This window comes from Erythrobacter sp. GH1-10 (genome assembly GCF_045363165.1).
Lineage (GTDB): Bacteria > Pseudomonadota > Alphaproteobacteria > Sphingomonadales > Sphingomonadaceae > Erythrobacter.
In genome coordinates, this window is sequence record NZ_JBJFLP010000001.1 from 483,574 (window position 1) to 508,630 (window position 25,057).

Genomic DNA, 25,057 nt, shown 5'->3' on the forward strand with positions numbered 1-25,057 from the left:
ACACTATGGAAACCACTGCCCCGCTTCAGGAAAATTCGCCCCCAGCTGCCTTGGGCGCGTCGGTCGATGACGATACCGAGCTCACCAGGCTCCACCCGAACTACAAGACCGCCTTGCGGGTCCGGGCGGCGCTGACCTCGATCCCGTTCGTGATCGGTGCACTGATCCTCGAGGGCGCTCTGGCGTCGAACGATGCCAATCCGCTGCCCTATGGCGTGATCATCGGTACCGTGGTCTTCATCGCGCTCGTCCTGATCATCCGCGTCCCATCGCGCCGCTGGAGCGCGCGGGGGTACCAGATTTCCGACGACCGTCTACGGGTCGTGCGCGGGATCTTGTGGCACCACGACACGGTCGTTCCGTTTGGCCGGGTCCAGCACATCGATGTCGACCAGGGTCCGCTCGACCGCTTTTTCGACATCGCGACGCTGACGCTGCACACCGCAGGCAGTCACAACGCCTCGGTCCATCTTCCCGGACTACAGCTCCGGCTTGCGAACGACATGCGCGAGGAAATCCGCGCGCATATCAAGCGGGAAACGATGTGAGCGACCCCGCCGGACCAGCCGAAGTTTCTGTGCCAAAGGTCGTGCCGCAAGCGGCGCCTGCAGGCCCGCAGGCGCACCACACGTCTCAAATGAGCGTGCTGGTCGGCCTGCTGCAAAGCATCCAGAACGCCATCATCCCGCTCTTGCTGATCAGCTTCGGCAGCGCCGGTGCGGGCCTGCTCATCGCGCTTCCCGTCGGCATCGCGATCATCGCGATCGGGACGGCATTCAGCTATCTTCGCTGGAAGCGGCTGACCTATACCATCGGCGCACAGGACATTCGCGTCGAGAGCGGGGTGCTGAGCCGGTCGGCACGCTCGGTGCCCTACGAGCGCATCCAGGATGTCAGCCTCGAGCAGAAATTCCTCCCGCGCCTGCTCGGACTGGTCGCGGTCAAGTTCGAGACCGGTGCCGGTGGGGGCGAGGACCTCAGCCTGTCCTATCTCGCCGAGGATGCGGGCGAAGAACTGCGCCAACTGGTGCGCGAGCGCCGCGATGCGCAGGAAGGTGATCGGGTCTCTGCCGAAGGCGATACGCCTCCCAAGGCCCTCGATTCCGAGCCGGAAGCCGAGCCGCTCTTCACCATGGGGCCGCGCCGTTTGTTCACGTTCGGCTTGTTCGAGTTCTCGCTCGCGGTTTTCGCGGTGCTTGGCGGCGTGCTGCAATACGCCGACAGTTTCGTCGATTTCGAGATCTGGGACCCCGACCTGTGGCAGTCCGTGCTGGAGGAACAGAGCAGCACGCTTGCCGCGCTTGGACCCAATGTACAGTTCGTCGGCGGAGTATTGGGCCTGCTCGGCCTGTTCGTGATCGGCTCGCTTACCGGCATGGTGCGGGTCTTCACCCGCGAATGGGGCTTCCTGCTCGAACGCACCGCGCGTGGTTTCCGCCGTCGCCGCGGCCTCTTCACCAGGACCGACGTCGTGATGCCGATCCACCGCGTGCAGGGGATCGTCATCGGCACGCGGATGATCCGATACCGCTTCGGATGGCACAGGTTGCGCTTTGTGAGCCTCGCGCAGGACATGGGCTCGGCCAGCCACGACGTCGCGCCGTTTGCAAGAATGGGCGAGATCGCGCCGATTGCCCAAGCGGCGGGCTTCCACCTTCCCGACGAGGGTGCCGACTGGCACCGCGCGAGTACCCGCTATCGGATAGACAGTGCGGTGGGCGATGCCCTGTTCTTCCTGCTGGCAGCAATCGCAGCCTGGGTAGCGACGCGCAATTTCTCCCCCGAGTGGACAACGCTAGCCGTGGCAACTGCTCTCGGGTTCGCGGCAATTGCGGCAATCGCCAACCTGCTTGCCTGGCGCTTTCACCGCCATGCGCTGGACGCGACGCAGATCATGGCGACGAAGGGCGTGCTTTCACCGACCAGCCAGATTGCGACGCGGCTCAAGCTGCATTCGGTCGAAATCGCGCAAGGCCCGATCTCGCGCTGGCGCGGCTATGCGACGCTGCATCTCGGGCTCGCGGGCGGCGAGTTTTCGATTCCGGGGGTGCCGCTCGCGCGCGCGCGCGAGGTGCGCCGCGAGGTACTCGACACGATCGCAGCGACCGATTTCTCTGAATTGGAAAGCCAGGCGGCGCGTTAGGCCCTGAGGTCGGCCCAATCCGGGTTTCTTTTGAATTTCGCGGCGACGTAAGAGCATTGCGGTTCGATTTTGAAGCCGATCCGGCGCGCGTCCTCGACCAATCGTTCGACCAGCTGCGCCGCGATACCGCGGCCTTCGATAGGCTTGGGGACCACCGTATGCGTTGCGATCCGCACCTCCGCGCCGTTTGCGCTTGTTCCGGGTTCCCATTCGAGAAAGCCGGTATGGGATTCGCCTGCAACTTCGGCAGTGTATTTGCCGCCCTGTCCCTGGACGTGGTGCGTGATCGTCGTTTCGGCCCGTTCGCCCATCGTTACCCTCCTTCTTGTCAGAAACGCATGGACGTTTAGAGGCGTTCCACCATGAGCAAGTTCCTTTCCGACAATGCCGCCCCGATTCATCCCGCGCTGTGGGAAGCGATGCGCGCCGCCGATCATGCCGACAATCCTTACGACGGCGACCGGCTTTCGGCCGAGCTCGACGAGCGCTTCTCCGACCTGTTCGGGCGCGACTGCGCGGCGCTGTGGGTGGCGACCGGCACTGCAGCCAATTGCCTCGCGCTTGCCACAATGTGCCAGCCGCATGGTGGGGTCGTCTGCCATGAAGAGGCGCATATCGAAGTGGACGAGGGCGGCGCGCCCGGTTTCTACCTGCACGGCGCGAAGCTGATGCTGTGCCCGGGTGAGGGTGCGAAACTGACTCCCGAGGGCATCGCTGCGCTGATCGATCCGATCCGCGACGACGTCCACCAGGTCCAGCCGCACGCCATCGCGATCACGCAGGCGACCGAATATGGCCGCAGCTACGCCACCGGCGAGCTTGCCGCGCTGACAGACTTCGCAAGGGAGCGGGGTCTTGGCGTCCACATGGACGGCGCGCGGTTCGCCAATGCGGCGGCGTTTCTTGGCGGATCGGCCCGCGACGCGGCGGGCGCGGTCGACAGCCTCGCTTTCGGCTTCATCAAGAACGGCGGGATGAACGCCGAGGCGGTGGTTCTGTTCGACCCGGAACAGGCCGACCTTGTGAGGTATCGTCGTAAGCGCGCCGGGCACCTTCAGTGCAAGGGGCGCTATCTCGCTGCGCAGATCCTCGCGATGCTCGAAGGCGATCTGTGGCTTGCCAATGCGCGCCACGCCAATAACGCCGCGCAGGATATCGCCACCGGCTGCGGCGACCGGTTGATGCATCCGGTCGAGGCGAACGAATTGTTCGTGCGACTTACACCAGCCGAGCGCGAAGCTTTGCGAGCGCAGGGGTTCGAATTCTACGACTGGGGCGCCGATGCCGCGCGCTTCGTTACTGCCTGGAACACCCGCGACGAGGATGCGACCGCGCTGGGCAAGGCCATCGCGGCCCTGTGAGACGAGCGCAGTGAGCGAACCGACATCCATGCTTAGCTGGCGGGTAATTGTCCCGTTCCTGCTGACGGGCACGATCTGGGGGTCTACCTGGTACGTGATCACCGGGCAGATCGATGGGGTGCCCGCCGCCTGGTCGGTGTTCTATCGTTTCGCGCTGGCCACCCCGGCACTGTTTCTCGTCGCCATGGTGATGAAGCGGCGGTTGAAGCTGACCGGGGCCGAGCATCGACTCGCCATCCTGGTCGGCATCTTCCAGTTCAGCGGCAATTTCCTGTTCGTCTACCACTCGGAGCTTTACGTCACTTCGGGCATCGTCGCGATGATGTTCGGGCTGCTGATGGTGCCCAACGCCCTCTTCGCGCGCGCATTCATCGGCGAGAAGGTACAGGGCGGCTTCGTCCTTGGCAGCGTGGTTGCGATCGTGGGCGTGTCGATGCTGCTGCTGCACGAATGGCGCACCGCGCCGCTTGGCGACGGGGTCGGTTTCGGGATCTTCCTCGCTCTTCTCGGCATTCTCGCCGCCTCGGTCGCCAATGTCGTGCAGGCCAATCCGACCGGTCGCGGTGTGCCGATGGTGAGCCTGCTGGCCTGGGCGATGCTCTATGGCACGCTGTTCGATCTCGGTTTCGCGGCGCTTACGGCAGGGCCGCCGCCGTTCCCATCGCGCCCCGAATACTGGGCGGGTATCGTCTATCTTGCACTGATCGGATCGGTCATCACCTTCCCGCTGCACTACAACCTCGTGCGCGAGATCGGAGCGGGGCGGACCGCTTACAACAGCATTCTGACCATCTCTGTGGCGATGCTGCTTTCGACCCTGTTCGAGGACTATCGCTGGACCGCGCTGACCGCTGGCGGCATGGCGCTCGCGATCATCGGAATGGTGCTGGCGTTGAGGGCGCGGCGGCAGAAAGGCGTTCAGGTCCAGCAATCGGGTCGATTGCAGCATCCGGTAGACTAGAGCAGGCTCTGCAAGCCCTCGACATAGGTCGGGTATTTCGGTCGCCACCCGAGCACCCGCTTGGCCTTGCCGTTCGCGACGCGGCGATTCTCCGAATAGAAGCCCAGCGCCATTTTCGAGAGGTTCGCCTCTTCCAGCGTTTGCATCGGCGGCGGGTCGATCCCGAGCAGCCGACACGCATATTCGGTCACCGTATTGCCGCTCGCGGGCAGATCGTCACCGAGATTGTAGGCTCCGGGCGGGGCATCCTGCACCAGCCCCACGACCACGCCGCTGACGATGTCGTCGACATGCACCCGGCTGAAAACCTGCTTCGGCCGATCGATCCGACGGGCCTTGCCTTCGCGCACGCGGTCAAGCGCGCTGCGACCCGGACCGTAGATTCCCGGCAGTCGAAAGACCCGTGCTTCCATCGCCATCCACTGCGCATCGGAATCGCTTCTTGCATCGCGCCTGCCGATTCCTGTGGGTGAGCTCTCATCCACCCAGGCGCCCTTCTGGTCCCCGTAGACCCCCGTAGAGGAGAGGTAAGAAAGGCGTTTTCCCGCGATCTCTTCGCGATAGCGCTCGAGAACCGGATCGGTCCCGGCCTCGCGGTCGGGCGGGACAGAGGACAGCACATGAATGCATCCCGCCAAAGCCTCGCGCACCGAATCCGCATCGTCGAAGTCGATATTGCCCGCGCTTCCGGTCGCATCGACCTGCCACCCGCGTTCCCGCACCGCATCGGCGATGCGGCCCGCCGTGTATCCGAGGCCAAATATGAACAATCGCGCCATGCGGGCCCTCCTGCCGCTGGACTGGCGCGCAAATCAACCTAAATCGGTGAGCATGGATATCGCAACGACCCCGACGAACCCCGAAGGCAACCCCGATCTCGCCGACGCGGCGCCCAATCCGCACGATCCGCCGGTTATCCGGCGAGAGGATTACAAGCCCTACCCCTGGCTCGTGCCCAACGTGCGGCTGGCCTTCGACCTCGGGATCGAAAAGACGGCCGTGAAATCGACGCTCGAGATCGCGCGCAATCCCGATGCCGAGCCCACCTCGGAGCTGCGGCTCGATGGCGACGGATTGACCGCCGACAGCGTGACCGTTGACGGTGTCGAGCGAGAATGGACGATGGACGGTCCCGACCTGCTCGTCACACTGCCGGGCGAAAGCCACACGGTCGAGATCGTCACCACCCTTGATCCTTCCGCCAACACCCAGCTTATGGGCCTCTATGCTTCCAACGGGATGCTCTGCACCCAGTGCGAGGCCGAGGGGTTCCGCCGCATTACCTTCTTCCCCGACCGGCCCGATGTGCTTTCGACGTACAGCGTGCGGATGGAAGGATCGAAAGCGCAATTTCCGATCCTGCTGTGCAACGGTAACCGCGAGGCCGAAGGCGATCTCCAAGGGGGCGCGCACTTCGCCGAATGGCACGATCCGTGGCCCAAGCCGTCTTATTTGTTCGCGCTTGTCGCGGGCGATCTCGTCGCCAATTCCTCCACCTTCACGACCATGAATGGCCGCGAGGTGGAGCTTAACGTCTGGGTGCGCGAGGAAGACCTGCCGCGTACCGACCACGCGATGGAATCGCTCAAGAAGTCGATGAAGTGGGACGAGGAGGTGTTCGGGCGCGAATACGATCTCGACCTGTTCAATATCGTCGCCGTTTCCGATTTCAACATGGGGGCGATGGAGAACAAGGGGCTCAACGTCTTCAACACCAAATATGTGCTGGCCGACCCCGACACCGCAACCGACGGCGATTTCGACGCGGTTGAAGGCGTGATCGCGCACGAGTACTTCCACAACTGGTCGGGCAACCGCATCACCTGCCGCGACTGGTTCCAGCTCTCCTTGAAGGAAGGCTTCACCGTCCTGCGCGACCAGCTGTTTTCGCAGGATATGCAGGGCGAAGCGGTCAAACGGATCGAGGATGTGCGCATCTTGCGCGCTGCGCAGTTCCCCGAGGATGCGGGACCGCTCGCACACCCAATCCGGCCTGACAGCTACCGCGAGATCAGCAACTTCTACACCGCCACGGTCTACAACAAGGGCGCCGAAGTGATCCGCATGATGCGCTCGATGGCTGGCGAGGAGCGATTCCGCAAAGGTACCGATCTCTATTTCGACCGCCACGACGGCGAAGCGGCGACCTGCGAGGATTTCGTGCGCTCGATCGAAGAGGGGGCGGAGCTCGACCTGACCCGGTTCCGCCGCTGGTACCGGCAGGCGGGCACGCCGACGGTTTCGGTCTCGCACAGGGTCGAAGGCGAAACGCTCAAGCTGACGCTCGAACAGGCCGTGCCGGCGACGCCGGGCCAGCCTGAAAAGCAGCCGATGCCCATCCCGCTGCGTGTCGCGGTGCATTCGCGCCGCAAGGAAGCCGCCGGTTCGGAGCAACTTGTAATCCTGGAAGATACCAAGCAAACCTTCGATCTGCCGCTCACCGGCCCCGATCCGGTGGTCTCGATCAACCGCGGTTTCAGCGCGCCGGTCATCATCGACCGCGCGCTGGCGAGACAAGATCTCGTTTTCCTCGCCGCGCACGATGACGATCCTTTCGCTCGCTACGAAGCACTTCAGGAGCTCGCGGTTCGGCACCTCGTTGATGCGGCCTCGGGTGAGCTGTCCGAGCCCGATCAGGTCGCCGGGCAGGAGGCCATCGTCGGCGCTTTGCGTGCGATCCTGACCGACCAGGCGCTCGACGACAGCATGCGCGGCGAACTGATGATGCTGCCGAGCGAGACCTATCTGTTCGAAGCGATGGCGAAGGGGACGCGCAAGGCTGATCCGGGCGCGATCCACGAGCAGCGCGAGGCGCTCAAGGCCGCGCTTGGCGGCAGTCTCGCGAGCGAGCTCCACGCGCTGTATGATCGCACCGAGAATGTCGCCTTCGATGATCCCGCCGGGCGCGGCGCGCGGAAGGTGAAGACGCAGGTGCTGGTTCTCGCTGCCGCTTCCGATCCCACCAAGGCGGCGGAATTGGCCGCACACCAATACGACCGCGCCGACAACATGACCGACCGGCAGGGTGCGTTGATGGTGCTGTGCGGTCTTGAAGCTCCCGAGCGCGAGGAACGGCTGAAGGCGTTCTACGAGCGGTATACGGGCAATGCGCTTGTGATCGACAAGTGGTTCACGATGCAGGCGCTGTCGCTGCATCCCGATATTCTCGCCCAGGTCGGACAGCTGGCAAAACACCCTGACTTTACGATCAAGAATCCCAACCGCGTGCGTTCGCTCTACATGGCGTTCGCGGGGAATCCGCAGGGCTTCCATTCCTCCGACGGAGCCGGGTACCGGATGATCGCGGACCTGATCCTTGAACTTGATCCGATCAATCCGCAGACTGCGGCTCGCTTCGTGCCGGCGCTCGGGCGCTGGCGCCGGATCGAACCGGGCCGGGCTGCACTGATGAAAGCCGAGCTCGAGCGCATTTCGAAGACGGATGGTCTTTCGCGCGATACATTCGAACAGGTCAGCCGCAGCCTCGATGGCTGAGGTCAGCGCCTTCGATATCCTCCGCGCCGAAGCGCTCGGTGATATTCCGCATGGCTTCTTCGGAAGCAGCGGCGGCGCGCACCAGTTCGGCTATGGCGGTCCGGGCGAAGTCTCCCAAGTCCGCAACCTGCGCGCGGCGGCAGCATCCGCGATCGTGGAGGGAGCCCCTCTAGCCGCACCGCACCAGGTCCATTCTCCCGATGTCGTGGCAGTCGGCGAGCCGTGGGATGACGCTGCCGAGGGAAGGCCGGTGGCCGACGGGCTGGTGACGGTGAATTCAGGCATCGCGCTCGGCATCGTCACCGCCGACTGCGCTCCGGTGTTGTTCGCGGATGAAAAGCACGGAGTGATCGGCGCTGCCCATGCGGGCTGGCGCGGCGCACATGGCGGCGTGCTCGAGAACACGCTGGACGCGATGGAGGCTCTTGGCGCCTCGCGCGCCAGCATCGTCGCCGCAATCGGTCCGACGATCGCGGTGCGGAGTTACGAAGTCGATGCCCCGTTTCGCGACCATTTCACCGAAGCGGATTTCGTCCATTTCCGCCCTGCGCCCGTGCGAGAAGGCAAGCCCCGATGGCACTTCGACCTGCCCGGCTACATCGCTGCGCGCCTGGCGCAAGCGGGATTGCAAACAATACAGGACCTCGGGCGGGATACATTTTCGCAAGTCGAGCGTTACCATTCATATCGCCGAGCCACCCATAGCGGCGAGCCGAATTACGGCAGGCAGATCAGCATGATTGCAATCCGCTGATCCGCCGGGGCCGTATGGCTTGCGCCAATGCGAACAGGGTGTGCTCAAAACGAGGTTGGATTTGCCGGTCTTTGTGGCTATTGGCGCCGCGAGCCGGAAACCAAATTGCGCTTCGAGCGCTTCACTGACGGCTCTTCAGGAGTGACAGCTTCGCAATCACTCTTCGAATGGGACTGTTTAACACGACCCCGCGCGGGCTTTTCTGCCTTCGCGGTGATACGAGCAAGGTAAGACACGATGGCCGAGACTGGTGCTGCAACCGGGACTGTTGAAGAAGAAGGCGTACGCCGTCGCGACTGGATCCATATCGCCGCGATCAGCACTGCTGGCGTGGGCGGCGCTTCGGTCCTGTATCCGCTGATTACCCAGATGGCGCCTTCGGCCGATGTGCTTGCTGCGAGCACCACCGATGTGGATGTTTCGGCTATCCAGCCGGGCCAGTCGATCAAGGCAGTGTTTCGTGAACAGCCGCTTTTCATCAAACGCCTGACGGCCGAAGAAATTGCCGAGGCAGAAGGTGTTGACGTCTCCAGCCTCCGCGACCCGCAGTCGCTCGCCGATCGCACCAAGGAAGGTCGCGAGGACGTGCTTGTCACGATGGGCGTCTGCACCCACCTCGGCTGTGTGCCGCTGGGTGCTGCCGAGGGTGAGAACAAGGGCGACTTCGGCGGCTATTACTGCCCCTGTCACGGATCGCACTACGATACGGCAGGGCGCATCCGCAAAGGCCCGGCACCGACCAACCTCGAAGTGCCTGAATATGCTTTCAACGGCGATGTCATCCGCGTCGGGTGATCGCGCCGCACATTTGATTTGACCGAATTCACGCTGAGAACCGAGAGAACACTATGAGTTTTGCCTGGGCCAAGCAGTACGAACCGAAGACCACTTTCACGAAATGGGTTGACGAAAAACTGCCCTTGCCGCGTCTGGTCTACAACGCGGTGGGTGCGGGATATCCGGTTCCGCGCAATCTCAACTACATGTGGAATTTCGGCGTGCTCGCCGGCTTCTGCCTGATGCTGCAGATCGTGACCGGTGTGGTCCTTGCGATGCACTACGCATCGGATGCCGGGGTCGCGTTCGGTTCGGTCGAGCACATCATGCGCAACGTGAACTACGGCTGGCTGATGCGCTATGCGCACGCCAACGGCGCTAGCTTCTTCTTCATCGTCGTATACCTGCACATTTTCCGCGGCTTGTTCTACTCGTCCTACAAGGCTCCGCGCGAGATGATCTGGCTGCTCGGCGTGGTGATCTTCCTGCTGATGATGGCCACCGCCTTCATGGGCTACGTGCTTCCCTGGGGCCAGATGAGCTTCTGGGGTGCGAAGGTGATCACCGGCCTGTTCGGCGCGATCCCGTTCATCGGCGAACCGCTGCAGGTGTGGCTGGTCGGCGGCTATGCACCGAACGATGCGACGCTGAACCGCTTCTTCTCGCTGCACTTCCTGCTGCCGTTCGTGATCGCGGGTGTGGTTATCCTGCACATCTGGGCGCTGCACATCCCGGGTTCGTCGAACCCGACCGGCGTCGAAGTGAAGAAGGAAAGCGATACCGTTCCGTTCCACCCGTACTACACGGCGAAGGATGGCTTCGGCCTTGGCATCTTCCTGATCGCCTTCACGCTGTTCGTGTTCTTCCTGCCGAACGCACTCGGCCACCCGGACAACTACATCGAGGCAAACCCGCTCTCGACGCCTGCCCACATCGTGCCCGAATGGTACTTCCTGCCGTTTTACGCGATCCTGCGCGCCTTTACCGGCGACCTGACGATCCCGTTCACCGGTATTGTATTGGTGCAAGCCAAGCTTCTGGGCGTCATCGCCATGTTCGGATCAATCCTGGTATGGTTCTTCCTGCCGTGGCTCGACAAGAGCCCCGTGCGTTCGGGCCATTACCGCCCGACGTTCAAGAAGTTCTTCTGGGTGCTGGTGCTCACGATGATCGTCCTGACGATCTGCGGCGGTATGCCGGCGGAGCAGCCGTGGGTGCTGCTGAGCCAGGTCGCGACGGCGTATTACTTCCTGCACTTTCTGGTGATCCTGCCGATCGTGAGCCAGATCGAGGTGCCAAAGCCGTTGCCGTTCTCGATCACCGAAGCGGTGCTGGGTTCGGACGACAAGCCGGGCGGGACCGATGGTGGTGGGGACAACCCGAAAGCCGCGGTAAAGAATCTGCCGGGCTCCGGTCCTGACGCCGCCCCGCAACCGGCCGAGTAATCGCGACGCCAACCCGCATTTTTCTGACCCGATAACGAGAAAGAGTTAGGTCATGACAATCCGTCTCGCAGGCATCCTGATCGGTCTCGGCATTACCGCCGTGCTGCTGCTGTGGTCCCTGATCCCCGGCGTGATCACCTACGCCACGCCGGAGAAACCGGCCTATTACGTCTTCAAGGAAGAGCCGCGCTCTCCCGAAGCCGGGTTCTCTTTCGACGGGCCGCTCGGCACTTTCGACGAAGCCCAGCTTCAGCGCGGCTATGCCGTCTACAAGCAGGTTTGCTCGGCGTGCCACGGTCTGAAATATGTCGCCTTCCGCAATCTCGAGGAGCTCGGCTACAGCGAAGCGCAGGTCCAGGCCGAAGCGGCGACGTGGAACGTTCCGGGGATCGATCCCAACACCGGTGAAGAGACCACTCGCCCGGCCGAGCCGACCGATTACTTCCCGAACCCCTATCCCAACAACGTTGCGGCAGCGGCCGCCAACAACAATGCGATCCCGCCGGATCTTTCGCTGATCACCAAGGCGCGCCCGGATGGTTCGAACTACCTTTACTCGCTGCTCTCGGGCTACGTCGAACCCGATCCCGAGAAACTGGCCAAGGCGCAGGAAGCAGGCTTCGAAACGCCTCCGGGCCTCTATTTCAACCCTTGGTTCGAGAACGTGAACCTCGCCATGCCGCCGCAGCTTTACCCGGACCTCGTCACTTATGACGACGGAACCGAAGCGACGGTCGACCAGATGGCGCAGGATATCGCGGCCTTCCTGACCTGGACCGCCGAACCCAAGCTCGAGCAGCGCAAGCAGATGGGCTGGTTCGTGATTGCCTTCCTGCTGTTCGCAACTGCGCTTGCCTACCTCTCGTACAAGCAGGTCTGGGCAGGCAAGAAGGCGAAGAAATAATCGCCTCGGCCAAATGAAATAAGCGCGTCATGCGCCCCATCTTCCCTTGCGGAGGATGGGGCGTTTTGCTTTGTGGGCGACAAGATGGTTTGGGGATCCTGAATGGACGGCGCACGACTTTCATCCGATGAGCTGAAGGCGCTGGTGCGCACCGTTCCGGATTTTCCTCAACCGGGCATCCAGTTTCGCGATATCACAACGCTGATCGGCCATTCTTCGGGTCTGGCTTCGAGTGTCGCCCATCTGGCCGATCTTGCGCGAGCCGGTGGTGCGCAGAAGATCGCCGGGATGGAAGCGCGCGGTTTCATATTCGGTGCCGCAGTGGCGGTGCAACTCGGCATCGGATTCCTTCCGGTGCGCAAGCCCGGCAAACTGCCAATCGAGGCGATGGGCATTGATTACGATCTCGAATACGGCACCGACCGCCTGGAAGTCGATCCAGGCGCGATCGATGAACTCGAAGACGTCGTGATCGTCGATGACTTGATCGCAACCGGTGGCACCGCGCTCGCCACCGTTCATCTGCTCCGCCAGGCGGGAGCTATTGTCGACCAGGCGTTGTTCGTGATCGACCTTCCCGACCTGGGAGGAGCCCAAAAGCTCCGCGAGGCGGGCGTCGAGGTGCGTGCGCTCATGCAGTTCGACGGCGAGTAAAACGAGCGTTACAACCCCTCCACCGACTCGTGTTCGGAACGAGTACGGCAGCGATCCATTGAGTGGATAGGTTCAACCGGGAATTTTCATGGAATCGCAAGCGCTTGTAATTGCCACAATCGGCCTCCTTGGTGTCGGGGCGCAGTGGCTTGCCTGGCGCACGGGATGGCCCGCGATCGTCCTTATGCTGGCGGCTGGATTCCTCGCAGGCCCGGTTGCGGGCGAGCTGGGCTTTCGCCTGCTCGATCCCGAAGCTGCCTTTGGCGACCTGCTCGATCCCGCCATCGGGATCGGCGTCGCGTTGATCCTGTTCGAGGGTGGACTGAGCCTCGACCTGCGAGAACTTCGACATTCGGGAAGCGCAGTGTGGCGGCTTGCCACTATCGGTGTGGCGGTCGGCTGGGCACTCGGCGCAGTGGCAGCCAGCCAGATCGGCGGGCTCGCATGGCCGGTGGCGATCCTGTTCGGCGGCATCCTGATCGTGACCGGACCCACGGTCGTGATCCCGTTGCTGCGACAGGCCAATGTCCAGACGCGGCCCAATTCGATCCTCAAGTGGGAGGGCATCGTCAACGACCCGACCGGTGCGCTCTGTGCGGTCATCGCCTACGAATATTTCCGTCGCGTCTCGGAAAGCCCCAACGCCTCGATCATCGAAGTCGTCCCGCCGCTGATCATTGCTGCGATCCTCGCCGGCCTCGTCGGGTACGCAGCGGCGAGGCTGATCGCCTATCTTTTCCCAAGGGGTGCAATTCCGGAATATCTTAAGGTCCCGGTTCTGTTCATCACCGTCATCCTGGTCTTCGTATTGACCAACAAGATCGAGCACGAAGCCGGGCTTGTGGCAGTTACGGTCATGGGCGTTACGCTCGCCAACACCGGTTTTTCCAGCATCCGCTCGATCCATCCGTTCAAGGAGAATGTCGCGGTCCTGCTGGTCTCCGGTATATTCATCCTCTTGGCGTCGAGCCTCGACTGGAACGACCTGGTATATCTCGACCCGACGACCGAAGTCGGTTTGCGGTTCGTGCTGTTCCTGCTCGCGCTACTGTTCGTGGTCCGCCCGCTGACCGTGCTGATCAGCCTGCTCGGGTCTCCGGTGCCGTGGAACGAGCGTTTGTTCGTCGCGTGGATTGCTCCTCGCGGTATCGTGCTGGTCGCGATCTCGGGGCTGTTCGCGCTGCGGCTGGCGGATCTCGGCTACAGCGACGGGCAAGTCCTCACCGCGCTCAGCTTCGCTGTGGTGGTTACGACCGTTATCGCCCACGGCTTTACGATCAATCTGGTTGCCAAATGGCTTGGTGTGAAGGGTACTTCGCGCCCTGGCCTGCTTATCGTGGGCTCGACCCCCTGGACCATCGCGCTCGCCAAGGAGATGCAAGCGCTCAAGACACCCGTGATGATTGTCGATCCCAGCTGGCAGCGGCTCGGCGCGGCCCGGCGCGAGGGTTTACCGTTCTATCACGGAGAGATCCTGAACGAGGCAACCGAGCACAATCTCGACCTCGCACCGTTTCAGGTGCTTGTCGCGGCAACCGATAACGAGGCGTACAACGCTCTCGTCTGCAACGAATTCGCGCACGAAGTCGGGCGCGACAGCGTCTATCAGCTTGGTGAGAACGTGGAAGACGACGACAAGCACGCACTGCCCGAATCAATCCGGGGACGCGCGCTTTTCAAGAGCGGCTTCGGTGTGACGGATGTCAACGAGCGCCAGCAACAGGGTTGGGTGTTCCGAAAGACGCGGCTTTCCGACGAATTCGATTTCGCGCAGGCGCAGGAAAAGCTGCCGGATAGCGCCAATATGCTGCTGCTGGTGCGCGCATCGGGAACCCTGCGTTTCTTTACTCACGCGGCCGTACCCGAGCCGCGTCCGGGCGACACGATAATTTCTTTCACTCCGCCACAGATCAAGAAACCCGAAAAGATGCAGGCCAAGCGTGCGGCTAAGGAAGTGGGTCGCGATACGGACCGTGACAATCCGGCGAAACCGCAGGCCACCTGATGATTATGAAGATAAGAAAAGACTTCGAGAACGAGGCAATAATGCGAAAAACTCCCACCCTTCTGGTCCTGGCGTCGGTTGCGGCGCTCGCCGCGTGCAACACGCAGCCCGCCGAAGAGCCGGACGCAGGCGAACCCACACCGACCGGCACTGCGAGCGCGACGCCAGATCCGGACGCGCCGGTGTCGATCATCCGGCCCGACATCGAGCAGCCCGAATTGCCCGAGATTCCGCTCGAACCGCTGGAGGTCACGATCGGCTTTCCCGAAGGTGGCAGCGAACTCGATGCGGCGGCGACAGCCGCGCTTCAGCTTGTGCTCTCGTCAGACGAAGCCGCGCTCGGCCTTCCGATCACGGTGCGAGCGCACAGCGATGCGGGTGGCAGCGATGCGGCGAACCTGCGCGCATCGCGGGCACGGGGCGAGCGGGTCCGCGACTGGCTGGTGAAAAATGGGATCGACGAAGAGCGGATCGAGGTGATCGCATTCGGCGAGCAGAACCCGGTGCAACCCAATGCACTGCCAGATGGATCACCCAACGAAGCGGGGCGCGCCGCCAATCGCAGGGTCGAGATCGAAGTTGCGGTAACAGAGATCGAAACCCCGGTGCTTCCGGACGAGAGCGAGCCCGCCGACTAATCGAGGCTTGCGACCAGCTCCAGCACCCGCGCGGCATATTCCGGGCGGCAAATGAGCAGGTCGGGGAGATAGGGATCGGCCATATTGTAGCGGATCGGCGATCCATCGATCCGCGAACAATGCAGCCCGTGCGCGGCCGCGACCGCCACGGGCGCACAGCTGTCCCATTCGTATTGCCCGCCTGAATGGAGATAGATTTCGGCCTCGCCGCGCACCACTGCCATCGCCTTGGCTCCGGCGCTTCCCATCGGCACAAGCTCGCCGCCCATCGCTTTGCACACCGCCTCGGCCTCCTCGGCAGGACGGGTCCGGCTGACGAGGAAGCGCGGGACCGGTGCCGGCACCGGAAGCGTGTCGGCCCGGTCCGTGCGGAGCACCATTCCGCCGTCCAGGCCCGGGAGCGCAACCGCCCCGGTGGTGGCCACCCCGTCTATCGCTAGCCCTACATGCACCGCCCAGTCGCTGCGCTGCTCGCCATATTCGCGGGTCCCGTCGACAGGGTCGACGATCCACACCCGGCTCATGGAACACCGCGCGGTGTCGTCCTTCTCTTCCTCCGAGAGCAATCCGTCGTCGGGCCGTGCAGCCCGCAGCGCGTGGCACAGGAATTCGTTGGCGGTGGCATCGCCTGCTTTGCCCAGCGCCTTGCCTTCGAACATGCCGCTCGCGCGGACATCGAGCAGGATGCGCCCCGCCACTTCGGCCAGATGGGCGGCAAGTTCGGCGTCGGTCGCGCTGTTCGGATCGATCATTCGCGACACCTTACTTGAGCGGCAGGATCTGCTTGACGATGTATTCGGCGGCTTCGACCGGTGTCATATCGACCGTGTTGACGACGATCTCGGCGTTCTCGGGCATTTCATAGGGACTGTCGATCCCGGTGAAGTTCTTCAGCTCGCCGGAACGTGCCTTTTTGTAGAGTCCCTTCACGTCGCGCTGCTCGGCCACTTCGAGCGGGGTGTCGACGAAGATCTCGATGAATTCGCCTTCGGGCAGCATCTTCCGCACCATCTGCCGTTCCGCACGGAAGGGTGAGATAAAGGCGGTCAGCACGATAAGGCCGGCATCGGCCATCAGCTTGGCGACCTCGCCGATCCGGCGGATATTCTCGATCCGGTCGGTCTCGGTGAAGCCCAGGTCCTTGTTGAGCCCGTGCCGGACATTGTCGCCATCGAGCAGGAAGGTGTGGCGGTTCATTAGCGCCAGCTGTTTCTCGACTTCGTTCGCGATGGTGCTCTTGCCCGATCCGGAAAGCCCCGTGAACCACAACACGCGCGGCCTCTGGTTCTTGAGCGTCGCATGGTCGTCGCGGGTGATCGTGGTCGGCTGCCAATGGACGTTCTGCGCGCGGCGCAGGCTGAAGTGCAGCATGCCGGCACCAACGGTCGCATTGGTGAACTTGTCGATCAGGATGAATCCGCCGAGCTGGCGGCTCTGGTCGTAGGGTTCGAAGGTGATCGGCCGGTCGGTCGCAATCTCGGCCACGCCGATCGCGTTGAGATCCAGCGTCTTGGCGGCGAGATGCTCGAACGAATTGACGTCGACCTCGTATTTCGGGGGCTGCACCGTTGCGGTGACCATCTGCGTGCCGAGTTTGAGCCAGTATCCGCGGCCAGGCTTCAGCGCCTCCTCGCTCATCCACACGATCGTCGCTTCGAACTGATCCGAGGCCTCGGGCGGATCGCCCGCCGCGGCGATAACGTCCCCGCGACTGCAATCGACCTCGTCCTCGAGCGTCAGCGTTACCGACTGGCCCGCCACCGCTTCGTCGAGGTCGCCGTCGAAGGTCGTGACGCTCTTGACCGTGCTGGTCTTGCCGGCGGGGACGATCCGCACAGGATCGCCCGGCTTGATCGTTCCGCATGCGATCAGCCCCGCGAATCCGCGGAAATCGAGATTGGGTCGGTTCACCCACTGCACCGCCATGCGAAAGGGGCGCTCCTGCGCGGCGGCGTTGGCGAGCTCGACCGTCTCGAGGTGGTCGATCAGCGAGGGGCCGTCGTACCAGGGTGTGGTTTCAGCGGGTGATGCCGTGATGTTGTCGCCTTTGAATCCCGAGATCGGAATGGCGACGAAGTCCTCGATCCCGACTTCTTCGGCGAACTCGCCATAGTCTGCGACAATCTTGTCGAACACCTCTTGGTCGTAGTCGACCAGATCCATCTTGTTCACCGCGAGCACGAGGTGCTTGATGCCGAGCAGGTGGACAAGATAGCTGTGCCGCCGGGTTTGCTTGAGCACGCCCTTGCGCGCATCGACAAGGATCACCGCGAGATCGGCGGTCGATGCGCCGGTGACCATGTTGCGCGTGTACTGTTCGTGGCCCGGCGTGTCGGCGACAATGAACTTGCGCTTCTCTGTGGTGAAGAAGCGGTAGGCGACGTCGATCGTGATGCCCTGTTCGCGTTCGGCAGCAAGCCCGTCGACCAGCAGCGCGAAATCGATCTCCTCGCCCTGCGTGCCGTGTTTGGCGCTGTCGCTTTCGAGCGCGGAGAGCTGGTCTTCGAAGATCATCTTCGAATCGTACAGCAGCCGCCCGATCAGGGTAGACTTGCCATCATCGACGCTGCCGCAGGTGATGAAGCGCAGCAGGCTCTTGTGCTGGTGTTGTTCGAGATAAGCCTCGATGTCTTCGGCGATCAGCGCATCGACTCTGAAACCTGGTTCGGGGGCGGGCTGGTCGGCCATCAGAAATACCCCTCCTGCTTCTTGTCTTCCATCGAAGCGGACTGGCCCTTGTCGATGGCGCGGCCCTGCCGTTCGGAGCCGGTCGCGAGCAGCATTTCCTGGATGATGTCGTTCATGTCGGTTGCGGTGCTTTCGGTCGCGCCGGTGAGCGGGTAGCAGCCGAGCGTACGGAAACGCACCGAGCGTTCGACCACTTTCTCTCCGTCCTCGAAGCGGAAGCGGTCGTCATCCACCACCAGGACCAAGCCGTCGCGCGTGACCGTCGGCCGCGGGGCGGAGAAATAGAGCGGGACGATGTCGATCTTTTCGAGCGCGATATATTGCCAGATGTCGAGCTCGGTCCAGTTCGAGATGGGGAAGACGCGGATGCTTTCGCCCTTGTTCTTCTTGGCGTTGTAGAGATTCCACAGCTCGGGGCGCTGGTTCTTCGGGTCCCAGCGGTGCGAGGCGGTGCGGAAACTGAACACGCGTTCCTTAGCCCGCGCCTTTTCCTCATCGCGCCGTCCGCCACCGAACGCTGCATCGAAACCGTGTTCGGTCAGCGCGCGCTTCAACGGATCGGTCAGCTGCGCCTGCGAATACAGCGCGCTGCCGGTGTCGAACGGGTTGATGCCCTGTGCCTCGGCTTCCTCGTTTTGCGCGACGAGCAGTTCGAGGCCGTATTCCTTCACCGTGCGGTCGCGGTGGGCGAGCAGGTCCTGGAAGTCCCAGCCGCTTGCGACGTGCAGCATCGGGAAGGGTGGCGGCGAGGGATAGAATGCCTTGCGTGCAAGGTGCAGCATCACCGATGAGTCCTTGCCCACCGAATAGAGCATGACCGGGTTTTCGGCCTCGGCCACGACTTCGCGAAAGATATGGATGCTCTCGGCTTCGAGCCGTTCGAGATGGGTCAGCGTTCGCATGGCAAACCAGCTAAAGGCTGTGCGTCACATGGCAAGCCTAGAAAAGCTTGGAGACGTGCAAGCTGGGGAAACACCGCGCTCAGGCAGCGGAGCATTCGCGCGAGAAAAGGGCCGGGAGGCTTGGAGCGGGTAAGGGGAATCGAACCCCTCTAGCCAGCTTGGAAGGCTGGAGCATTACCACTATGCTATACCCGCGTGCCGAGCGCAGCGCCTTTGCCATTATAGGCGGCCAGGCGTCAATGTGAAATGAACGCTTCTCGGCGCGAGGCACCGCACTCCGGATGGCGTGCAGAGATCAATTTACCGCCATATTGTCGATCAACCGTGTGCCGCCGATCCGCGCGGCTACCAGCAGGCGAGCGGGGCGTTCGCCCAAGGCATCCAGAGGCGCGAGCGAAGCGGCGTCGGCGAGCACGGCATAGTCCACGCTCGAAAATCCGGCTCCCAGCAGCGCGTCCTCGAGCGCAGCGAGCGTCGGAGCGACCTCTTGACCATCCTCGATCCGGGCGATCGCCTCCTTCATCGCAGTCGGCAGCGTGGCCGCGGCGGCACGATCCTTATCCGAAAGGTAGCGATTGCGGCTCGACATCGCGAGGCCGTCCGGCTCGCGCACTGTCGGCACGCCGATAATCGAGCGAACATGCGGGCGCGCAAGATCGAGGTCGCGCGCCATCGCCCGGATCACCGCCAACTGCTGGAAGTCCTTCTCGCCGAAGAACGCCGTGTCGGGCAGGACCTGGTTGAAGAGCTTGCACACCACGGTTGCCACGCCGTCGAAATGGCCGGGGCGCGAGGCTCCGCACAGCCCTTCGCTTACGCCGCTCACCCTGATGCTGGTGACGAAGTTCTGCGGGCCGCCGGGATACATTTCCTCGACCGGAGGAGCCCACAGCAGCGCGCAGCCTTCGGCCTCAAGCATCGCGGCGTCTTGCTCCAGCTGGCGGGGGTAGGCATCGAGATCCTCGTTCGGGCCGAATTGCGTCGGATTGACGAAGATCGAGGCGACAACGTGGTCGCACGCTTCCCGCGCACGGCGCACCAGTGTCAGATGGCCCTCGTGCAGCGCGCCCATCGTCGGGACCAGTCCGATCGTCTCGCCGCCCGCGCGCAGCTTCCCCACATGCGTTCTCAACATTTCGAGCGTGGTTGCCGTTTGCACCAGTTGGTCTCCGCGGATACTGTTTGCGCGGACATAGACGCTCGCCGCCTCTGCTCACAAGCACCCCGACAGGCGGCTTGCGTCGCGATCACAGGAATTCGGACATGGTCACCCCCCAAACCGCCCCTCGCCCCGCGCACCGGATTGTCTTTGCGAATGAAAAGGGGGGTACCGGCAAATCGACCACCGCGGTGCATGTCGCGGTTGCGCTGGCCTATCTCGGAGCGCGGGTAACGGCTCTCGATCTCGATCCACGCCAGCGTACCACCCACCGCTATATCGAGAACCGGCTGGCGACGCTCGAACGCCGCAGGATCACGCTGCCGACGCCCGGCTGCGAGGTGTTCCGCGGTGACACCCCCGAAGAGCTGCTGGGCACGATCGGGCGGCTCGAGCAAACCTGCGATTTCCTGATCATCGACAATCCCGGGCGCGACGATCCGATTGCCCGCGCAGCGGCCGAAAGCGCCGATACGCTGGTGACGCCGATGAATGACAGTTTCGTCGATTTCGACCTCATCGGCCAGGTCGATTCGGAGACCTTCAAGGTCAAGAAACTCTCGTTTTTCGCCGAACTGATCTGGGAAGCGCGAATGAAGCGCAGCCGCGCGACGATCGACGGCAACCGGCCTGAAATGGACTGGGTGGTGGTGCGCAACCGCACCGGCCATGTCGAGGCGCGCAACATGGCGCGTATCGAACAGGCATTAACCGAAATGTCCAAGCGTGTGGGTTTCCGCGTAACACAGGGGCTTTCGGAACGCGTGATCTATCGCGAGCTGTTTCCCTCAGGACTTACGCTGCTCGACAAAGGCCACCTCGGCGAGCTCGGCACGAGCCACCTGATCGCTCGGCAGGAGCTGCGCGCATTGCTCAAGTCCTTGAACCTGCCCGAATTTGCTCGCCCGCAGGCAAGTCTGGAGCTAGCATAAGGCCATGCTTCGTATCGCCATCATCCTTGTTATCCTCTGCGTGCTCTTCCGCTGGGCGTTCGGCAAATGGCCGTGGCAGGGCCTTGGCGGCAGGCCGACGCGGGCACAGGCGATCTTTCGCGCGCGTAAGCTGTTGCGCGTGGATGAGGGAGCCGACCGCGAGCAGATTATCGCCGCGCACAAGCGGCTGATTGCCATGGTCCATCCCGACAAGGGCGGCAGCAATGCCGCAGTTCACGAAGCCAACGATGCGCGCGACCTTCTCCTTGAAGAACTGCCGACCAAAGGCGCCGACATTGGCAAACATGACTGACCGTTCTCTTGTCACATTTTCGGTCCATCGCAGGCCGCATCGTCCGGTTTAACAATCAGGAACCCGCTTTGCCATGAGCCATACATTCGATCCCACTGTCCTGCGTGAATACGATATCCGCGGCATCATCGGCGAAACGCTGGGGCCCGACGATGCGCGCGCGATCGGGCGCAGCTTCGGCACCCTGTTGAAGCGCAAAGGCGGGGAGACGGTTGCGGTCGGCTATGACGGGCGGATGAGTTCGCCGATGCTCGAACACGCTTTGGTGGAAGGGCTCACCTCCAGCGGCTGCAATGTCGTGCGGATCGGTATGGGCGCCACCCCGATGCTGTATTATGCGGAAGCCTCAACCGAAGAGGTGCAGGGCGGCATTCAGATAACTGGCAGCCACAATCCCCCCAATTACAACGGCTTCAAGATGGTATTTATGGGGCGTCCGTTCTTCGGCGCCGACATCCAGGCTCTTGGAAAGATCGCTGCGTCCGGCGACTGGACCGACGGGGCCGGGGAAATCACCAAGCGCGACATCTTAACCGAGTATGTCGAGCGGTTGCTCGAAGGTCTCGCCGGGATCGACCGCGCCGCTCTCGACGGCATCCGGGTCGGCTGGGATGCCGGAAACGGCGCCGCGGGACCGGCGCTCGAGGCTCTCGCCGCGCGGCTCCCCGGGGAACACCACCTGCTGTATACCGATGTCGACGGGCATTTCCCCAACCACCATCCTGATCCGACTGTCGAAGAGAATTTGGCGGATTTGCGCGCGCTCGTCGCGGAGAAGAACCTCGATTTCGGAGTCGCTTTCGACGGCGACGGCGACCGGATCGGCGCGATCGACAGCAAGGGCCGCGTGATCTGGGGCGATCAGTTGCTCATGATCTACGCCGAGGACGTGCTCAAATCGCACCCGGGTGCGACGGTGATCGCCGATGTGAAAGCCAGCCGCGCACTGTTCGACCACGTCGCGAAGCATGGCGGCAAACCGCTGATGTGGAAGACCGGCCACTCGCTGATTAAGTCCAAAATGAAGGAAACGGGTTCGCCGCTCGCGGGCGAAATGAGCGGACACGTGTTCTTTGCGGACGAATATTACGGGTTCGACGATGCACTCTATGCCGGAATCCGGCTGCTGGCGGCCTCGGCACGGCTGGGCAAATCGGTGACCGAACTGAAATCGGCGATGCCGCATATGCTCAATACGCCGGAGATGCGGTTTCAGGTCGACGAGGCACGCAAGTTCCCGGCGATCGCCGAGATCAGCGAGCGGCTGACGACCAATCCCGGTCCCGAGGTCGAAGAGGTCAACGCGACCGACGGAGTGCGGGTAAACACCGCCGATGGCTGGTGGTTGTTGCGCGCCTCCAACACCCAGGACGTGCTGGTCGCGCGCGCCGAAAGCGACACCGACAAGGGGCTCGAAAGGCTGATCGCGCAAATCGACGAGCAGCTTGCGCTGTCGGGCCTCGAACGCGGGGAGAGCGTGGGACACTGACGTGACGGCGCGCGGGTCGGACAATTGGCCGTGGTCCGCGCTCGGCGTTTCCGAGACGACTGACAAGGCGGCGATCCATACTGCCTATGATGCGAAACGCGCCGAACTCGATGCGGAGGCGATGCGGATTTCCGCCTTTGCCGAGCTGACCGAAGCGCGCGAGAAGGCGCTTTTCCTCGCTTCCGAATTGCAGCGCGAACAGGAACGCGAAGCCGCCCGCAAGGCGGAGGAGGAACGCGATTCGCTCGGGTGCCCCGCCTCGCCCGACCCTGAGATTCCCGCCTCGGCGTTTGACACCGCTCCCGCGCCGGAAAATCTTCCCGCAGAGCCAGAGCCAGAGCCAGAGCCAGAGCCAGAGCCAGAGCCAGAGCCAGAGCCAGAGCCAGAGCCAGAGCCAGAGCCAGAGCCAGAGCCAGAGCCAGAGCCAGAGCCAGAGCCAGAGCCAGAGGCGGAAGAGGAAGCGGAGGCGAATTCCGACTGGCAGCCGGGCGGACGTTATGCGGCGACCGCAGACGAGATCGTTGCGAGCTTCAATCTGGAAGAATCCGAACAAGACAAACGGCAGGACTACGACCCTGATTTGTGGCGCAGCTACTCCGATAACCCGGACAATGAGAGCCGCTACATCCCCTCGACCGAAAGCCGCACGCCCGATTACGGCGCGCAAGGCGATGGCGTGGGCGAGGTCGTCAAGCGATATTCGCTCAACAAGTTCGGCTGTTTCTGGATCGCGGCGGTGTTTCTGGCGGTCGGCTTCTGCAGCTCATGGGACGAGGATACCTACCCCGATCGCGAAACCACCAGGATCGGAGCGCCCGACAACCCCGGTCCGGCGGCGACGTCGGATACGAACCAGCCAGCTGTGCCGTGGAGTCCGCCTGAGGGGGCCGAAGCGATGGTGTTTTCACTGTTCGGTGCCGAGGTCGGATATGGCGAACTGGTAGAGGTCGACCGTGTGCTCGCAGCCGAGTTGCTGCAGAGGCTCGAAGAAGACCGAGAGGATTTCACCGAGGCCCGCGCCTTGCTGCGCACACGGACCCTTGCCTCGCGCGCCAGCGCCACACGCGAACAAGCGTTGGCGATTGCGGAATTGCATCTCGCCTGGCTCACCACCGCGCAGGCTGAGGGCCAGAGCACGTGCCGCGCGGTGACGAGCGAGCTGTTCAGTCGAGGAATCCCGCAAATGCGCGACGACTGGATCACATTCGAACGCAGCATTGCCGCGCAATTGCTGACATCGGGCGGGCTGCGTCGCTCGGCGCAGGGCTTCACTGCGGCCGATATCCCGGCATGGGCATTCGAGGCCGCAACGACGAACAGCGGGCTTGATGTGTCCACGTTGCGCGCAGCGCTCGGCAGCTACAGTCACCCGGCACGCTGCGAAACCGAAATATCCTTGCTGGAGGCGCTGCTTGAGCGCCGCGATGAAGTGACGAACACCATGCTGGCGGCGATCTGAACGATACCCGCTGGACCCGGGCCCCAGGGTCGGGCAATCATCGCCGATTATTCAGGAGAACACCCATGAAAACCGCACTTCCTGTCCTCGCTGCCGCGCTCGCGCTTGGTTCGCCCCTTCCCGTGCTGGCGCAGGGTGAGGCTGAACAGATCGAGGAAAGCGATGCCTCCACCGATGCGGACGATGCAGCGCTGCAGGAGGCCATGAAGACGCTCGGGGCGATGTTCCCTACAGAGCCGCTGACCGCCGAGCAGGAGGCGCGTCTGCCGCTCGCGCAGAAGCTGGTCGCGACCATGATTCCCGAAGGCACAATGGGTGAGATCATGGGCACGATGCTTGACGACATGCTCGGACCGTTGATGGAGATGGGGCCGCCCCAGTCGAAGTCGACCGTGGCAAAGAATATCGGCGTCACCGCATTCGAACTCGACCTGACCGACGAGCAGGCTGCCGAGCTCGCCGCGCTGTTCGATCCGGCCTGGAAGGAACGCAACGAGCGCGAGATGGCGATGGTGCCTCAGATGATGAGGGAGATCATGACGCTGATGGAACCGGGTATGCGCAAGGCCATGTCCGAGCTCTATGCGATCAATTTTTCGACCGAGGAGCTTGCCGAGGTCGAGGCCTTCTTCGCCACCGAGACCGGGGCGAAATACGCCCGCAAGTCCTTCGCCATGGCGAGCGACCCGCGCATGATGAGCGCGAGCATGGAGGCGATGCCGGCGATGATGGGTATGCTGGGCGATCTTGAAGCGCGGGTCGAGGAGAGCACCGCCGACCTGCCGCCTCCGCGCGCCTTCTCCGAACTTGATCCGGAGGAACAGCAGAAGATCGCGCAAATGGCCGGTCTAACGGTCGAGCAGATCGAGGAGAACATCGCGATCGGAGAGATGGACTGGGAAGACGAAACTGTCGATGAAGCGGCCGAAGCCGCTGAGGAAGCCGCCAACTGATCGCTGCTTGCGGGGCGCGGTTGGA

General features: G+C 63.0%; 23 protein-coding genes and 1 tRNA gene. 17 read left to right on the top strand and 7 right to left on the bottom strand.

The window, feature by feature from the left end; translation table 11 throughout:
- The first annotated feature begins 5 nt into the window (after positions 1–5).
- A complete protein-coding gene (locus ACI5KX_RS02440; RefSeq protein WP_406809091.1) occupies positions 6–548 on the top strand; it encodes a PH domain-containing protein in 543 nt (180 codons plus the stop codon).
- Positions 545–2,143: a PH domain-containing protein gene (locus ACI5KX_RS02445; RefSeq protein ID WP_406809092.1), complete on the top strand. Its 1,599-nt coding sequence runs from the start codon at positions 545–547 to the stop codon at positions 2,141–2,143. Before ACI5KX_RS02440 ends, ACI5KX_RS02445 begins: the two co-directional genes overlap by 4 nt.
- Here ACI5KX_RS02445 and ACI5KX_RS02450 read toward each other — a convergent pair.
- On the bottom strand, positions 2,140–2,454 hold the full coding sequence (locus ACI5KX_RS02450; RefSeq protein ID WP_406809093.1) for a GNAT family N-acetyltransferase: 315 nt from the start codon (positions 2,452–2,454) through the stop codon (positions 2,140–2,142). The two genes, ACI5KX_RS02445 and ACI5KX_RS02450, sit on opposite strands and share 4 nt — an antisense overlap.
- Before the next feature lie 51 nt (positions 2,455–2,505).
- Here ACI5KX_RS02450 and ACI5KX_RS02455 point away from each other — a divergent pair, with 51 nt between their 5' ends.
- Positions 2,506–3,504 carry a threonine aldolase family protein gene (locus ACI5KX_RS02455; protein WP_406809094.1) on the top strand — a complete coding sequence of 333 codons (999 nt, stop codon included), beginning with the start codon at positions 2,506–2,508 and terminating at the stop codon, positions 3,502–3,504.
- 28 nt (positions 3,505–3,532) lie between these two features.
- Complete coding sequence (locus ACI5KX_RS02460) at positions 3,533–4,465, top strand: DMT family transporter (RefSeq protein ID WP_406811303.1); 933 nt, start codon at positions 3,533–3,535, stop codon at positions 4,463–4,465.
- On the opposite strand, the gene ACI5KX_RS02465 is transcribed toward ACI5KX_RS02460, so the two are convergent.
- On the bottom strand, positions 4,462–5,244 hold the full coding sequence (locus tag ACI5KX_RS02465) for an SDR family NAD(P)-dependent oxidoreductase (RefSeq protein WP_406809095.1): 783 nt from the start codon (positions 5,242–5,244) through the stop codon (positions 4,462–4,464). The genes ACI5KX_RS02460 and ACI5KX_RS02465 overlap by 4 nt on opposite strands.
- 52 nt (positions 5,245–5,296) lie before the next feature.
- Between ACI5KX_RS02465 and pepN the strand changes: the two genes are divergently transcribed.
- The 8 genes from pepN to ACI5KX_RS02505 all read left to right on the top strand — a co-directional run bounded on the left by pepN (position 5,297) and on the right by ACI5KX_RS02505 (position 15,137).
- Positions 5,297–7,960: an aminopeptidase N gene (pepN, locus tag ACI5KX_RS02470; RefSeq protein ID WP_406809096.1), complete on the top strand. Its 2,664-nt coding sequence runs from the start codon at positions 5,297–5,299 to the stop codon at positions 7,958–7,960.
- The gene (gene pgeF / locus ACI5KX_RS02475) at positions 7,953–8,714 is read left to right on the top strand and encodes a peptidoglycan editing factor PgeF (protein ID WP_406809097.1); all 762 of its coding nucleotides are present in this window, start codon (positions 7,953–7,955) and stop codon (positions 8,712–8,714) included. The genes pepN and pgeF overlap by 8 nt, the downstream gene beginning before the upstream one ends.
- Before the next feature lie 237 nt (positions 8,715–8,951).
- Complete coding sequence (gene petA, locus ACI5KX_RS02480) at positions 8,952–9,509, top strand: ubiquinol-cytochrome c reductase iron-sulfur subunit (RefSeq protein WP_406809098.1); 558 nt, start codon at positions 8,952–8,954, stop codon at positions 9,507–9,509.
- A gap of 53 nt (positions 9,510–9,562) precedes the next feature.
- The gene (locus ACI5KX_RS02485; protein ID WP_406809099.1) at positions 9,563–10,936 is read left to right on the top strand and encodes a cytochrome bc complex cytochrome b subunit; all 1,374 of its coding nucleotides are present in this window, start codon (positions 9,563–9,565) and stop codon (positions 10,934–10,936) included.
- Positions 10,937–10,988: 52 nt separating this feature from the next.
- Positions 10,989–11,840, top strand: a complete 852-nt coding sequence (locus ACI5KX_RS02490; protein ID WP_406809100.1) for a cytochrome c1 — start codon at positions 10,989–10,991, stop codon at positions 11,838–11,840.
- Positions 11,841–11,942: 102 nt separating this feature from the next.
- Positions 11,943–12,494 (top strand): adenine phosphoribosyltransferase, encoded by a 552-nt coding sequence (locus tag ACI5KX_RS02495; RefSeq protein ID WP_406809101.1) that lies wholly within the window; start codon positions 11,943–11,945, stop codon positions 12,492–12,494.
- A gap of 88 nt (positions 12,495–12,582) precedes the next feature.
- On the top strand, positions 12,583–14,499 hold the full coding sequence (locus tag ACI5KX_RS02500; protein ID WP_406809102.1) for a cation:proton antiporter: 1,917 nt from the start codon (positions 12,583–12,585) through the stop codon (positions 14,497–14,499).
- Positions 14,500–14,540: 41 nt separating this feature from the next.
- Positions 14,541–15,137: an OmpA family protein gene (locus ACI5KX_RS02505; RefSeq protein WP_406809103.1), complete on the top strand. Its 597-nt coding sequence runs from the start codon at positions 14,541–14,543 to the stop codon at positions 15,135–15,137.
- Here the strand turns inward: ACI5KX_RS02505 and ACI5KX_RS02510 are convergent.
- The 5 genes from ACI5KX_RS02510 to panC all read right to left on the bottom strand — a co-directional run bounded on the left by ACI5KX_RS02510 (position 15,134) and on the right by panC (position 19,886).
- A complete protein-coding gene (locus tag ACI5KX_RS02510) occupies positions 15,134–15,889 on the bottom strand; it encodes a 3'(2'),5'-bisphosphate nucleotidase CysQ (RefSeq protein ID WP_406809104.1) in 756 nt (251 codons plus the stop codon). The genes ACI5KX_RS02505 and ACI5KX_RS02510 overlap by 4 nt on opposite strands.
- Positions 15,890–15,899: 10 nt before the next feature.
- Positions 15,900–17,825, bottom strand: a complete 1,926-nt coding sequence (gene cysN, locus ACI5KX_RS02515; RefSeq protein WP_406809105.1) for a sulfate adenylyltransferase subunit CysN — start codon at positions 17,823–17,825, stop codon at positions 15,900–15,902.
- The gene (gene cysD, locus ACI5KX_RS02520; protein WP_406809106.1) at positions 17,825–18,727 is read right to left on the bottom strand and encodes a sulfate adenylyltransferase subunit CysD; all 903 of its coding nucleotides are present in this window, start codon (positions 18,725–18,727) and stop codon (positions 17,825–17,827) included. Before cysD ends, cysN begins: the two co-directional genes overlap by 1 nt.
- 121 nt (positions 18,728–18,848) lie before the next feature.
- Positions 18,849–18,922 (bottom strand) — tRNA-Gly (locus ACI5KX_RS02525).
- A 100-nt stretch (positions 18,923–19,022) separates the two neighbouring features.
- Entirely contained in the window at positions 19,023–19,886 is an 864-nt protein-coding gene (gene panC, locus ACI5KX_RS02530; protein WP_406809107.1) for a pantoate--beta-alanine ligase, read from the bottom strand.
- A 104-nt stretch (positions 19,887–19,990) separates the two neighbouring features.
- Here panC and ACI5KX_RS02535 point away from each other — a divergent pair, with 104 nt between their 5' ends.
- The 5 genes from ACI5KX_RS02535 to ACI5KX_RS02555 all read left to right on the top strand — a co-directional run bounded on the left by ACI5KX_RS02535 (position 19,991) and on the right by ACI5KX_RS02555 (position 25,032).
- Entirely contained in the window at positions 19,991–20,818 is an 828-nt protein-coding gene (locus ACI5KX_RS02535; protein WP_406809108.1) for a division plane positioning ATPase MipZ, read from the top strand.
- A 4-nt stretch (positions 20,819–20,822) separates the two neighbouring features.
- The gene (locus ACI5KX_RS02540; protein WP_406809109.1) at positions 20,823–21,131 is read left to right on the top strand and encodes a molecular chaperone DnaJ; all 309 of its coding nucleotides are present in this window, start codon (positions 20,823–20,825) and stop codon (positions 21,129–21,131) included.
- A 73-nt stretch (positions 21,132–21,204) separates the two neighbouring features.
- Complete coding sequence (gene pgmG, locus ACI5KX_RS02545) at positions 21,205–22,620, top strand: phosphoglucomutase/phosphomannomutase PgmG (RefSeq protein WP_406809110.1); 1,416 nt, start codon at positions 21,205–21,207, stop codon at positions 22,618–22,620.
- A gap of 1 nt (position 22,621) precedes the next feature.
- Complete coding sequence (locus ACI5KX_RS02550; RefSeq protein WP_406809111.1) at positions 22,622–24,079, top strand: hypothetical protein; 1,458 nt, start codon at positions 22,622–22,624, stop codon at positions 24,077–24,079.
- Positions 24,080–24,144: 65 nt separating this feature from the next.
- A complete protein-coding gene (locus tag ACI5KX_RS02555; protein ID WP_406809112.1) occupies positions 24,145–25,032 on the top strand; it encodes a DUF2059 domain-containing protein in 888 nt (295 codons plus the stop codon).
- The last annotated feature ends 25 nt before the right edge of the window (positions 25,033–25,057 follow it).